Here is a 13,634-nt window from a genome sequence, read left to right as displayed (position 1 = left end):
GTAGATTTTTTTGGGTTATGTCTCAAAAGTCTACGGCGGGGCGTTTCGTTTCGGTTTCGTTTCGGCGGGGCGGGTTTCGTGCCCGCCCCGTTCTTGTATACACTGGCAACAACAATCGGCCTGCTCGGCGTGCAGGCAAAAGCCATAACCTTTAAAGGGGGAAGCATGAAACAGTACACGGTTGCTATTTTGGGCGCGACGGGAGCCGTGGGTACCCAGATGCTCGAGTGCCTTAACGAGCAGGAGTTCCCGGTCGGCAAGCTCAAGCTGCTGGCAAGTGCACGCTCCGCGGGCAAGACCGTTGAGTTCCGCGGCGAGCAGGTTGTGATCGAAGAGGCTTGCCCCGAGGCCTTTGAGGGCTGTGACATTGTGCTTGGAGCCGCCGGCGACGACATCGCGAAGGAGCTACTGCCCGAGGCTGTCAAGCGCGGTGCCGTTGTGGTCGACAACAGCCACGCCTTCCGTCTGGATCCCGAGGTACCGCTGGTCGTGCCCGAGATTAATGCCGACGACATCAAGTGGCATCATGGCCTTATCGCCAACCCCAACTGCGCGACCATCATCGGCTTGGTTCCTACGTGGCCGCTACATCAGCTCGCTGGCGTGAAGCGCATGATCGTCTCGACGTATCAGGCGGCTTCGGGTGCCGGCGCTCCCGGTATGGCCGAGCTCGAGGCTCAGCTGGCCGCCCTGGGTCGTGGCGAGGAGATTCCCGAGCCGCGCGCGTTTGCCGCCCAGCTGGCGAGCAACCTGATTCCGCAGATTGGCGGCGTCAAGGAGGAGGGCTTTACCTCCGAGGAGATGAAGTTGCAAAACGAGGGCCGCAAGATCATGCACCTGCCCAATCTGCGCGTGAACTGCACCTGCGTGCGCGTGCCCGTGTTGCGTTCGCACTCCGAGAGCATTACGCTCGAGTTTGAGCGCGATATTACGGTCGAGGAGGTCCGTGCTGCGCTGGCTTCTGCCCCGGGCGTGAAGCTGGTTGACGATATGGCTGCCGAGGATGCACACGATCGCTTCCCCATGCCGATGGACACCTCCGACCAGGACCTGATCTGGGTCGGTCGCGTGCGCCGTGATATCTCGAACCCCGAGGCCGCACGTGGCATCACCTTCTGGTGCTGCGGCGACCAAATCCGTAAGGGCGCGGCAACCAACGCTGTCCAGATCGCTAAGCTGCTCTGCGAGTAGGTTGACCTGTCCGGTGGGGGCCGGGTTTGGTTTTCAGAACGTCCTCGACCATGTGTGGCGCCTTGTCCTGCTCCTTCGGAGCCGCGGACAAGGCGCCACACTGGTCTGCGGAGTGTTCTGAAAACTAAGCCCGGCCCCCGCCTGCGGTGACGCTGCTGCGCGCGGCCTGCGATGGGGCCGTTGTTGGTTGGGGCCGCTGGGCTGATGTGGGGGCACGTGGTTGTTGCGGGCCCTGGTCCCGGCGGCGGCCTCGGCGCTTCGCGCCTGCCGCCTTTGGGGACTGTGGGGCTCGGCCGGCAGCTGCGGCGCCGCGCACCTGCTGCCTTGGGTGACTTTGGGGTCGATTGGGGTTGTCTGCACAATTCGCGGTATTATGTTGCGGAGTTTTGAAAGGAGCCGCTGGTGGTCACGACGACGTTTGCTTCGCCTTTGGGCGAAATCTTGCTTGCCGCTGATGGCCGCGGTCTGACGGGGCTTTGGTTTGAGGGACAGGAGCACTTTGGCTCCACGCTGCTCAAAGAGGATGCGGAGCGTGTTGAAGGTGCCGATGCGGTTTCTGGTGCCGGTGGGATGTCTTCGGTGAGTCCGGCAAATGGTGCGGCTTCTTCGGTGCTTGAGCGTTCCTGGGCTTGGCTGAATGCTTATTTTGCGGGGCAGGAGCCTCGGTTTACGCCGCCGTTGCATATGATTGGCACGGCGTTTCAGCGTGAAGTTTGGTACGAGCTGCTTTCAATTCCGCGTGGCGAGGTCGCTACGTATGGCGAGATCGCGGCTCGTGTCGCCGCCCGCCATCGTGTACCGGGAAACGAGGCACCCGTTGTGTCTCCCCGTGCCGTGGGGGCTGCGGTCGCGCGTAATCCCATTTCGATTATCGTGCCATGCCATCGCGTAGTTGCCGCCGATGGTTCGCTCAACGGATATGCCGGTGGGCTTGATCGTAAGGAGTGGCTGCTTCGGCTTGAGGGCGCGTACGAGGAGTAACGCTCGAGCACTTTGCATAGCCAAGATGCCGTGAAAGAACGGGACACGCTTTCCGAATGGAGGCTCAGACGGAAACCACGTTCCGGAATTCTGTTATAAAGCGGGATGCGCTTTCCGAATGGCGTCCCGAGCGGAAACCGTGCCCCGGAATACAGCCTCAGAGTGGGACGCCGTTTCCGGTTGAGACCACCTGCCTGGACATCGATCTACGCCCGCTCCTGCAAGGCGTAGATGGACTTATCCATGTTGAATAGGTAAGCCACAACGCAGACGATGAAGAACGCCGGCAGATTACCGAAACCGAAGACCTCGCAACCGATAAGGATTGGCGCGAGCAGCGTGTTGGTGGCGCCGCCAAAGACGGCGGCGTAGCCCAGCGCGGCGCAGAACTCGACGGGCATGCCGAGAATTCCGGCGAGCACGACACCCAGGCTTGCTCCGATGGAGAACAGCGGCGTTACCTCACCACCTTGATATCCTGCGGCAAGCGTGGCGATGGTGAGCGCGAATTTAAGCGCCCAGTCCCAAGGCATGATGGCAATCTTGCCGTTGTCGTCCAGCGCTGCCGATATCAGGTTTGTGCCAAGGCCGCAGTATCGCCCCTGCCACAGTACGAACAGAATCGCCGACAGTGCAAGGCCCATAACGGCAACGCGTATGTAAGGGTTGGGGAACAGCCGCGCTGCAAGGGTCTTGGCATGGGCAAGGCACCAGGCAAAAGCGCCGCCTACCATACCAAACGCGATACCCAACAGCGCTAGCCGTCCAAGACCGGGGAGGTCGAGCGCATACGAGGCGGTAACGGCGACCTCGAACTTCTCGAGTCCTAGGGCGCCGGAGGTCATACTTGCTGCGAGTGAGGCCGTAAGCGCGGGAAACAGCGCGCGGTATTCCATGCGTCCTGCGACCAGCACTTCGATAGCAAAGACCGTGGCTGCAAGTGGCGTTCGAAAGAGTCCGGCAAAGCCGGCGGCCATGCCGATAAGCAAAAACGTGTTGCCGGGGTCGCGGAAAGGCAAGCGTCGGCCGATCCAATGTGAGACGGTTGCACCGATCTGCACGGCCACGCCCTCGCGTCCCGCGCTGCCGCCAAAGAGGTGCGTTCCCCACGTGCTCAGCATAATGAGCGGCACCAAGCGCGGGGAGATAGCGTCTTCGCGCCCGTGGCCTACGTCGAATACTAAGCTCATGCCGCGTTCGGTGCCTTTGCCCCAAGTGCGGTAGGCAAACACGATGGCAAGGCCCGCGAGGGCGAGGAGGGGAAGGAGCAGAGTGATGTGCTCGTCACGGAAGGTGCCAATCGCCAGAAGCACGCGACCAAAGAGCGCGCAGATGGCGCCAACGATAATGCCGACGGGGATTCCGACAGCGCCCATAAGCACGAGGCCGCTATAGGTGTTGACCAGGCGTTTAATCCTGCTCGATGTGCTGCTTTCTGACACTTCTCCTCCAAAACAAAAAAGACTCCTGCCGCGGCGTGATACCTAGGAGGCACCACGTGACAGCAGAAGTCATCAGCAACAAGGCGGTTTAGGGTGACGCGACAGCTTAGCTAGCGCACCCAGCGGAGACATTCATTCCGCAGCGGCATCATAGCGGTGGGCGAGGCTTGGGTCAAATGGTTGACTTGGGTAGCCTCAATGCCTCGCCCACACCCGCCATTCCCCCATATAAAACCTGCCAAAATGAGCCTGTCCCTTTTTGGTGGGTGGGAAATGGGTAATACTAAAGAGTTATCCGACCAGATGGGAATTAATCGATGGCCTATATTGAATTCAAAGACGTCATCAAGGCATACGGCGAGGACGACGCCCGCATCCACGCGCTCGACGGCGCGAGCTTTACGGTCGAGCGCGGCGAGCTCGCCATCATTCTGGGTGCTTCGGGTGCCGGCAAGACCACGGCGCTCAACATTCTGGGCGGCATGGATACGGCGACCTCCGGCAACGTGACGGTGGACGGGCGCGACGTGAGCTCCGCCAACGAGGCGCAGCTCGTGGAATACCGCCGCGCCGACGTCGGCTTTGTTTTCCAGTTCTACAATCTGGTCCCCAACCTGACGGCACTCGAAAACGTCGAGCTCGCGGCGCAAATCTGCCCCGATTCGCTCGATGCCGAGCAAACGCTTTGCCAGGTCGGCCTGGGCGAGCGCCTCGCCAACTTTCCCGCGCAGCTTTCGGGAGGAGAGCAGCAGCGCGTGTCCATTGCCCGCGCGCTGGCCAAGAACCCTAAGCTGCTCCTTTGCGACGAGCCCACGGGCGCGCTCGACTACAAAACCGGCAAGCAGATTCTGCAGCTGTTGCAGGACACCTGTCGCAAGCAAGGCATTACGGTCATTATCATCACCCACAACTCCGCGCTGGCGCCCATGGCCGATCGCCTGATCCGCTTTAAGAGCGGCCGCGTGGAGAGCGAGACTGTCCAGCAAAATCCTGTACCTATCGAGACGATCGAGTGGTAGCGCCCATGGACCAGGATCGCCAAAACAGCCAAAACCGTGATACGGAGCACGTCGGTCGCGACCGAGAGTTCGCGACCTACCGCACTGCCCAAAGTCCAAACGACATGGTGCCGACGGTGTTTCGCCGTGGCATCTACCGCACAATCCGAGGCAGTCTTAAGCGCTTCTTGTCCATCGTGGTCATCACGGCGCTTGGCGTGAGCGTGATGTGTGGCCTTAAGGCGGGCTGCGAGGACCTGTGCGATTCGGTTGACGCCTACTTTGACCAGCAGAATGTCTATGACATTAACGTGCAGTCGACCTATGGCCTTACGCGTGACGATCTTGCGGCCATTCAAGAGGTCGACGGCGTCGAGACAGCCGAGGGCATCTACACCGAGACCGCCTACACCGCCGTGGGTACAACGCGCGAGCGCGTGGTCGTCCAGAGCCTTTCCAGGGAGAATATCGATCAGCCGGTGCTGGTGAGCGGCGATTTGCCCGAGCGTGCCGGCGAGGTCGCGGTGACCTCGCGTTTTTTGAAGGCTTCGGGCAAGAAAATCGGCGATACGGTGAGCTTTGCCGCCAACGATGCGAGCTCGTCTAATCAAAGTGCCAAGGATCAGTTCGCCGCGGGTGATTACACCATTACGGCTGAGGTCCTTGACCCCACCGATGTGAGCTCCGACTCGACCGTCAATGCCTTTCGCGCTGCTTCGGCTGCGGACTATAAGTTCTATGTGAGCGAGGATGCCGCGACATCTTCTTCCTACTCCGCGGTTCACGTGACCGTCGAGGGGGCTAAGAGCCTCAATTCCTATTCGGATGCCTACACGACAAAGATTAATGAGGTCAAGGGCAATATCGATAAGATCCGCGACGGACGCGAAAAGGCACGTGCTCAAGAGTTGACGGTCGATACGCCGGCAAGTTTGGATGCGGCCGAGCGCCAAGCGAATATGCTCTTTGGGATTGAACAGGACAACATCGATCGTATGGCCGAGGGCAGCGAGGAGCGTGCGCAGGCGCAAGCCGACCTGGACCAGCGCCGTGCCGCCGCCGACCAGCAGTTTGCCGATGTCCGCGCCGAGATTTCCGACCTTGGCGAATGCACCTGGTACATCCAGGACCGCGGCAACATCGCGAGCTACTCGAGCGTCGAGAGCGACAGCTCCTCGATCGAGGCCATCGCCACGGTTTTCCCGTTCATCTTCTTTATCGTCGCTGTGCTCATTAGCCTTACCACTGCCACGCGCATGGTCGAGGAGGAGCGCACGCTCATCGGTCTGTACAAGGCACTCGGCTATTCACGCGGGCGCATCCTGTCCAAATACGTGGACTATGCGCTGTGGGCGTGCCTGATCGGTGGCGTGCTCGGCAACATCATCGGATTTGTGGGCCTGCCGCTGTTCTTGTTTACGGTGTTCGACGACATGTACTCGCTGCCCCAGATGCTGCTTTCGTACGACATCGTGTCCTCGATCGTTTCGGTGGCGCTGTTTGCCGTGGGCGTGGTGGGCGCCACGATTATCGCCTGCCGCCACGAGATGGCCGAGACCCCGGCCTCGCTCATGCGCCCCAAGGCCCCGCGCGCCGGCTCGCGCATCTTGCTCGAGCGCATCGGCTTTATCTGGCGCCGCATGGGCTTCTTAAATAAGGTCGCTGCACGTAACCTATTCCGCTACAAAAAGCGCGCCTTTATGACCATCTTTGGCATCGCGGGCTGCACGGCGCTCGTGATCTGCGGTATGGGCATCCGCGATACATCGGTGGCGCTTTCGCCCAAGCAGTACGGGCATATCACGCGCTATGACCTGCTAGCGGTCGCCAATCCCGACGATTTTTCGCAGACGTGCGCGGCGCTCGACGAGCGAAGCGCAGCCAAGGATTCCGACGTGACCGTGACTTCGACGCTGCCGATTATGACCGACAACGTCACCTTTACATTTGGCGGCAAGAGCGAGACCGTGCAACTGATCGTGGTGCCCGATGACCGCACGAACGACCTGGACGACTACGTGTGTCTCGAGGACGAGTCCGAAGAACCGCTCGCCCTGCGCGACGGGGATGTGTATTTGAGCAAGAGCTCTCAGCTGGTGCTGGGGATCAAGCCGGGTGACACAGCACATGTCCAGGATTCGTCACTCAACGTCGCCAAGGTCAAGGTCAGCGACATTTCGCTTAACTATCTGGGCAACACGCTCTATATGACGCAGAGCACCTATGAGAGCGCGTTCGGTCGAAGCGCGCGCCTCAACGGCATCCTTGCGCTGCTTAAGGGTTCGTCGGCCGATCAGATTGCGTTTACCAACCGTCTTAAGAGCGATGGTTGGATTACGCTGTCGAGTACCGCCGAGCATTGGGAAAACTATGAGGCAAACTTTACGATTATCAATTCGGTCGTGGTGCTTGTGACCTTTATGGCGGCGTGCCTGTCGTTTGTGGTGGTATTTACGTTGTCTAATACCAACATCTCGGAGCGCGAACGCGAGCTGGCGACTATCAAGGTGCTGGGCTTCCGTCGTGGCGAGGTACACCACTACGTTAACAAGGAGACGCTGATTTTGACGGCGATTGGTGCCGCGCTAGGCGTGCCGCTGGGTGGCCTGCTTGCCGAGAGCTTTACGTACATCCTGCAGATGCCGTCGCTGTACTTTGACGTCGAAGTCGAGCCGTTGAGCTACGTGCTTGCCGTGGTGCTTTCCTTCGGCTTTACGATCATCGTCAACCTCGCCACCAACCGAACGCTCAACAAGATCGACATGGTCGGCGCCCTCAAGAGCGCCGAGTAACCTGCCAAAAAGTGACAGGGTTATTTTGGCAGGTTTTATCTGGGCGAACGCCGGACAACCATTAGGTGGCCCAGCGTTTGCCCCGTTTTGCTGGGGAGGTCTGTCGTTCAGTGCTCTTACTGCCCAATCCAGCGTTGCGCATAGCTCTTAATGTCCTCGGTAAAACCGTCAAGGTCGTCAAGGGTGATCACGCTGTCGATAAGCAAATTGGCTATCTCGCGGTGCATTGTGCTGCGGCGAATGTTGTTTGCGATTACGCCTGAGGACAGCTTGTCTCTATTGAGGCGCTCTTCTAATGCCCAAAATCTACTGGACGCTTCGCTGTCGCCGTTCAGCATCTCAACGTACTGGGCGATGAGCTTTTCCATATAACGTTCTTGCCATTGAGGAAGCATTTTCTTAAACAGCTTCCAGTCGCTTTCGGCTACGTCGCGCATATGTCCTCCGCTCGTCAAACGGGCTTTCCATTTGCCTTTCATTCTATTTGGTTTTCGCTCCCAGGCGTGGATGAGAGGCTCTCTTTAGCCTTCGAGATTGGGCTTGAATGGGTCGTATGCCACAAAACGGGCCTATCTACTACGTTTGCTACCACACCCTCGACCATGACAAAGATTATGAAATTAAAACCGCAGGTAGAGGGCTTGCCATTTTTCGGAAAAGGCGGGTATGGTCGGCCCTCTCGAGTTAAACGTAGTAAATAGGCCCTTTTCTTGGCGCGCGGTCAGCTCAATGCTAATCTCCGTGCCGGAACTGACCCAGTTGTTTGTAAGTTGTGGTGATATACGGACTGTTTGGCGCTTTGGAGCTTCGAAACAGTCCCTATCTCACCGCAACTTAGGAGAAGGGCGGGGGTGGTTGGGTGCTGGTGGGTCGGAGCGTGTTAGGCCTGTTTGCGGTGCTTCCATTGTTTGCGGCACCAGCGCATGAGCGCCTTTATGACGGGAATCGTGATGAGGATGATCCATGCAGGATGGGGCTGTCCCAAACAGAGCCACATGTAGAGGAACCAAGCGATGGCGGCTGCCGGGTAGATGGCCTCGATCAGCTTAGACAGGTGGCGCCGATCGATGAAGTCACCAATCGCGTAGTAGACGGGAACCAGAAAGACGAGGAAAAGCCCCATGCCCCATGTGCCGTAGACAATGCCGAGCACCAGATAGGCGAGAGCGACAAGTGCGGGGAAGGGAAACTTGTTCCACGCACGACCGACCTTGGTGTGGAAATGCTTGCCATGATGGTCGAGCTTGTCGTGTGCTTCCTTCCAGCTGGAAAACGTCTCGCCGTCGATGGTGACGGTGCCATCGTCATTGGTATGCACGTTATGTCCATCGTCCTCTAGCGTATCGATATGCAATCCGCCTGGCCCCACATGGACCTCTTCACCCTTGCGCTCGTTAGCCACATGGATGCCACTCCAGCCAACATGGACCTCTTCGCCTTTGTTGGGATCAATAACGTGGATGCCGCGCGCGAGGGAAATATCGACAAGTGGCTTATCGCTGCAATCAGCGTGCTCAGTAGAAGCCTCAGCCTCTTCAGCCCCATCTGGAGCTTTGGTGCCGGCGTTGCTGTTCTGTGCCTCATCATCAGTCTGCGAGTCATCAGTGCTATCCACCGCCTCTCCATACAGCAGTTCATCCAGCGACACGCCATACAGCGCGGCGAGCGCAATAAGGTTATCGGTATCGGGTGAGGATTCGCTGCGCTCCCATTTACTGACAGCCTGACGACTCACACCCAGCTGGGCGGCAAGCGCCTCCTGAGAAAGCCCGGCAGCCTTGCGGCGATCAACGAGCTGCTGCGCCATCGCAAGATCCATAACAGTTCCTTTCATGTGGTGACCGTAATCGAATGAGCCGAGTATGCCGAGAACAACCAGTAGCGACCACCATTTCTAGTTAGAATCTGCTCCAACCCTACCGCAACTACCGGTAGCAACTCCTAACGACCAGCCATTTCAGGACAAATGTCAGTGCTACTCTCAGCTAAGAGCCTGCAACATCCCAAAATCTCAGCCCACGCACTTGCAGCAAGAAGACGAATAGCCTCGGCGAGTATGTAAACGCAGGGCCCTCCGACCCCGCCCGACGATTTCGATTGGCGACCTTTGACGGAGTCAAGGGAGGAGCCAAATCGAAATACGTCGGGCGGGGTCGGAGGGCCCGATGGGATGGGTTTCGGCCGAGGCTATTCGTCGCCGAAGCTGATGCCCAATGCCTTGGCCTCGCGCACCAGGTCGCTCTGGGGGTCGACAAACTTGAGCTTGCCGGCGACATCCTCGAGCGGCATGTGGCACATCTTGCCGTCACGCAGGGCAATCATGTAGCCAAACTCGCCGCGTAGGCAGCCCAGTGCCGCCTCGACGCCGCACTGGGTCGCAAAGATGCGGTCCTGGGCGTCGGGCTGACCGCCGCGCTGTGTGTGACCGGGGATGGCGACGCGGGTCTCGCGACCGGTCTTGGCCTCGATCTCCTTGGCGATGTCGTAGACAATCGACGGGCTCGTACGCTCGGCGAGCTTCTTCTTGTACTCCTTCTTGGACAGCGCCGCGTCCTCCTTGGAGATAGCGCCCTCGGCGACGGCCACGATGGTAAAGCGGCTGCCGGTCTCCATGCGATGCTCAATGGTCTTGATGACGTTATCCATGTCGTAGGGGATCTCGGGAATCAAGATGACATCCGCGCCGCCCGCGACGCCAGCGTACAGCGGGATCCAGCCAACCTTGTGGCCCATGATCTCGATGACGAACACGCGGCCGTGGCTCGAGGCGGTGGTGTGGATGTCGTCGATGCACTTGGTGGCAACGTCGATGGCGCTCGTAAAGCCAAACGTCATCTCGGTGCCCCAGGTGTCATTATCGATGGTCTTGGGCAGAGCGATAACGTTGAGGCCTTCTTGGCGCAGACGGTTGGCGGTCTTGGTGGAGCCGTTGCCGCCCAGCATAAACAGGCAGTCGAGCTGCAGCTTGTGATAGGTGTGGACCATCGCGGGCACCTTTTCGACGCCGTCAGCCTCGGGAATGTCCAGGCGCTTGAACGGCGTGCGGCTCGTGCCTAGAATGGTGCCGCCGCGGGTGAGGATGCCGCTAAAATCGGCGGGAGTCATAACGCGGAACCTGCTGTAGATAAGGCCCTGGTAGCCGTCCTCAAAACCATAGATCTCGATAGGCTCTTCGCTATTGGTCATGAGCGTTTTGACAATGCCGCGCATGGTGGCGTTGAGCGCCTGGCAGTCGCCGCCACTGGTAAGAAGACCGATCCTAAGCATGATGAATCCTTCCGGGCAAGTTATAACATGCGCATAAGTTTACCCCCGCACACTGTTGATACAGGGGTAAAACGTGTTAGCTCAAGCGTATAGAAATGTAAGCAACGTCAGGCGAGCGTAAGGTCGACGGGCCTGGCTCCTTACAGCGCGAAGGCGTCGACGTCGCCCCAGTGGCGGCGCAGCGTGATGGCGGCAGCGGGCTCGGTGTTGTCAAAGACGACCGACCACTGCGTGTTGCTGGTGATGTCTTCCGGATTGGGCTCTTGCGCCGCAGCGCGTAGGGCCTTCCAAGCGATTGCCTCGTCTTGGGCGCCGGCACGGGCGTCGAGGACATCGGCGATTGCGACGGCGCGCTCTTTACCATGGCCCAGCTCGCCGTTCTTTTGGTTGGGGAGCACCTCGTCACCATAGCAGGCGTAGAAGTTCGTGACCTGGCGTACGGGCGTCGCCTTGCATGCACGGTCGGGATCGCGCGGATCCCACTCCACCACCCGCGCGTCACCGGCGGCGTCGTTGATAAAGAAGTGGTAGTCGCGTCCGGCCATGGCGTGCATGTCGTAGGCAGAAAGCAGGTTGACGGCCTCTTGCGTGGTGGCGGCACGGTCGAGCACCAGACGGATGGCGAGCGAGGTATTGATGACGGGGCGTTGCGTGTCCTGGTCACAGGGTTTGGAATCCAGGGTGAGCACGGCAATGGACACGCCACATTCGTTGACGCCGTCGAGCTGGGCAAACGGGCCCATCAACGCCGCAGCGCGTCCGCCGACGGAGTCAAGCGGAGTGTTATCGCCCAGGTTGTTAAGGGCGGCAAACCCGATGGAGGCATAGCCGTCGCACGGGTGATTACGCACCAGCAGCGCCGAGGTGTCGTCCTTAAAGTCGTAATTGCGACCGGTGCGCACGCGGCCTTCGGCATCTACGGCGACAAAAGCGCTGCAGGCAAACTGGGGCGCCTGGACATGTGCCGGCACACCGGGCAGCACCTGTGCCACCACGGCATCGATGTAGGCCTGGTCGTCGCGCACGCCAGTGGCGATGATGCGATCAAGATCGTAGTCGTAGGCAATGTCGATTGCGTACAGGTCATAGCCATCCGCGTAGCCGGTCAAGCGTTTGAGTGACGCGGCAGACTTGATTTGTTTGTGATAAACGATGCCGGTGGCAGCGGCAAGGCCGACGGCGACTCCTGCGACACCGCAGGCGATGGCAATGTTACGTGGCTTCATGACGGCTCCTTTCGTCCTGTTAGCGTAATTGTCGCAAAAGGAGTGCGGGCATGATGGCTCAACTTGGCGAGCGGCGCGGGATTAAACATGGAATGAAAGGCACGGCACTGGCGCGGCGGGGTATGCTGGAGGGGACCATCAGCCCAGTGAAAGGGGAGAGCATGACGGATCAGGAAACGCCCGAGCGCGCGCATGTGACGGCCGACGATATCGAGGCCGCCAACGACCTTATCGACTTTATCGAGGCATGCCCCAGCATGTTCCATACGGCGGCGACCATTATGGCCGAGCTCGACGAGGCGGGCTTTACCTACCTGCCCGAGAATGCGGCGTGGGACATCGAGCCGGGCGGGCGTTATTACACGCAGCGCAATACCTCGAGCGTTGTTGCCTTTAAAGTGGGCGAGGACCTGGCCGCTACGTGGGGCGAGGACGGCGTTGCCGGTGACTATCATTTTCAGCTGACGGCGTCGCACAGCGACTCGCCGACGTTTAAGGTCAAGGCCGTGCCCGAGCTCGACGGCGCGGGCGAGACGCTGCGCCTGAACACCGAGGCCTACGGCGGCATGATCGACTACACCTGGTTCGACCGTCCGCTGGCACTCGCGGGCCGCGTGTTGGTACGCGAGGGCGACCGTATCGAGAGTCGTTTGTTCGCTACCGAGCGCGAAGTCGCCATCATCCCGAGCCTTGCCATCCATATGAACCGCGGCGTTAACGAGGGCTTTGCGCCCAACCGAGCCGTTGACCTGTACCCTCTCATTAGCGCTGGCGACCTTAAGCAGGGCGACTTTGACGCCCTGATCGCCGACGAGCTGGATGTTGAGCCCGAGCAGATTTTGGGCCGCGATTTGTTCCTGGTCAACCGCCAGGATGCGCGCATTTGGGGCTGGGCCGACGAGTTTATCTCGACGCCCAAACTCGACGACCTGGCCTGCGCCTACACCTCGCTGCAGGCATTTTTGGGAGCTGAGAACGCGCACGACGTTTCGGTCTTCTGCTGCTTTGATAACGAGGAGGTTGGCTCCGAGACCAAGCAAGGCGCCATGTCGACGTTCTTGGCCGACGCGCTGCGCCGCATTAACGGATCGCTGGGCTTCGACGACGAGTCGTACCACCGTGCGCTTGCCGCTTCGATGCTCGTGAGCTGCGACAACGCGCATGCCGTGCACCCCAACCACGCCGAGAAGTGCGACGCCCGCAACCAGGTTGTGCTCAACGGCGGCATCGTCATCAAGGAGGCCGCCAACCAGCACTACTGCACCGATGCCTTTAGCCGCGCGGTGTTCCAGGCTATTTGCGATGACGCCGACGTACCCACGCAGGCCTTCGCCAACAAGAGCGATATGGCCGGCGGCTCCACCCTGGGCAACCTGTCGAACATGCAGGCGAGTATGCACGCTGTGGACGTGGGCCTGCCGCAGCTGGCCATGCACTCGAGCTACGAGACCGGCGGCGTGCGCGACGTGATGTGCGCCATCCGCGCCCTCACCGCCTTCTACGAGCGTGACCTCCATATCAACGGCGCCGAAAGCGTGGAGCTCTAAAACCTGCCAAAAAGGGATGTTAATTTTGGCAGGTTTTATTTGGGCATATGCCAGCGGCATTACAAGCCGCTGAGTCCCTAAAGCTTTGCGGGTAGAGAAAAAGTCAGCGAGAGCCCGTCTGGGCGAGCAAGGTGCCTTGAAAGAGGAGGGCATTGGCCTTCTGGCCATGCCCGACGATTGAAAGGCAGAT

At 59.7% G+C, this 13,634-nt stretch carries 10 protein-coding genes; 5 read left to right on the top strand and 5 right to left on the bottom strand.

Features of this window, described 5'->3' with window-relative positions:
• Window positions 1-165: 165 nt before the first annotated feature.
• Window positions 166-1,191, top strand: a complete 1,026-nt coding sequence (locus DW029_RS02710) for an aspartate-semialdehyde dehydrogenase (protein WP_118345201.1) — start codon at window positions 166-168, stop codon at window positions 1,189-1,191.
• Between the two features lie 402 nt (window positions 1,192-1,593).
• Window positions 1,594-2,172 carry a methylated-DNA--[protein]-cysteine S-methyltransferase gene (locus tag DW029_RS02705; RefSeq protein WP_233543778.1) on the top strand — a complete coding sequence of 193 codons (579 nt, stop codon included), beginning with the start codon at window positions 1,594-1,596 and terminating at the stop codon, window positions 2,170-2,172.
• 206 nt (window positions 2,173-2,378) lie between these two features.
• Here DW029_RS02705 and DW029_RS02700 read toward each other — a convergent pair whose 3' ends face one another.
• Window positions 2,379-3,614 (bottom strand): chloride channel protein, encoded by a 1,236-nt coding sequence (locus DW029_RS02700; protein ID WP_199407155.1) that lies wholly within the window; start codon window positions 3,612-3,614, stop codon window positions 2,379-2,381.
• A gap of 317 nt (window positions 3,615-3,931) precedes the next feature.
• Here DW029_RS02700 and DW029_RS02695 point away from each other — a divergent pair, with 317 nt between their 5' ends.
• Both DW029_RS02695 and DW029_RS02690 read left to right on the top strand, forming a co-directional pair.
• Complete coding sequence (locus DW029_RS02695) at window positions 3,932-4,633, top strand: ABC transporter ATP-binding protein (protein WP_118345199.1); 702 nt, start codon at window positions 3,932-3,934, stop codon at window positions 4,631-4,633.
• A gap of 5 nt (window positions 4,634-4,638) precedes the next feature.
• Complete coding sequence (locus DW029_RS02690) at window positions 4,639-7,404, top strand: FtsX-like permease family protein (protein WP_233543777.1); 2,766 nt, start codon at window positions 4,639-4,641, stop codon at window positions 7,402-7,404.
• Between the two features lie 116 nt (window positions 7,405-7,520).
• Here the strand turns inward: DW029_RS02690 and DW029_RS02685 are convergent, their stop codons facing one another.
• The 4 genes from DW029_RS02685 to DW029_RS02670 all read right to left on the bottom strand — a co-directional run bounded on the left by DW029_RS02685 (window position 7,521) and on the right by DW029_RS02670 (window position 11,897).
• Entirely contained in the window at window positions 7,521-7,841 is a 321-nt protein-coding gene (locus tag DW029_RS02685; protein ID WP_117734238.1) for a multidrug transporter, read from the bottom strand.
• A gap of 443 nt (window positions 7,842-8,284) precedes the next feature.
• Complete coding sequence (locus DW029_RS02680; RefSeq protein ID WP_117734239.1) at window positions 8,285-9,223, bottom strand: helix-turn-helix domain-containing protein; 939 nt, start codon at window positions 9,221-9,223, stop codon at window positions 8,285-8,287.
• A 368-nt stretch (window positions 9,224-9,591) separates the two neighbouring features.
• On the bottom strand, window positions 9,592-10,671 hold the full coding sequence (locus DW029_RS02675; RefSeq protein ID WP_117743718.1) for a 6-phosphofructokinase: 1,080 nt from the start codon (window positions 10,669-10,671) through the stop codon (window positions 9,592-9,594).
• A 140-nt stretch (window positions 10,672-10,811) separates the two neighbouring features.
• A complete protein-coding gene (locus tag DW029_RS02670; protein WP_118345198.1) occupies window positions 10,812-11,897 on the bottom strand; it encodes a carcinine hydrolase/isopenicillin-N N-acyltransferase family protein in 1,086 nt (361 codons plus the stop codon).
• Window positions 11,898-12,058: 161 nt separating this feature from the next.
• Here DW029_RS02670 and DW029_RS02665 point away from each other — a divergent pair, with 161 nt between their 5' ends.
• On the top strand, window positions 12,059-13,444 hold the full coding sequence (locus DW029_RS02665; protein ID WP_233505130.1) for a M18 family aminopeptidase: 1,386 nt from the start codon (window positions 12,059-12,061) through the stop codon (window positions 13,442-13,444).
• The last annotated feature ends 190 nt before the right edge of the window (window positions 13,445-13,634 follow it).

Origin of the sequence: Collinsella sp. AF38-3AC (assembly GCF_003474365.1) — a bacterium.
Classification (GTDB): Bacteria; Actinomycetota; Coriobacteriia; order Coriobacteriales; family Coriobacteriaceae; genus Collinsella.
This window is presented reverse-complemented; position numbering and strand designations above follow the sequence as displayed.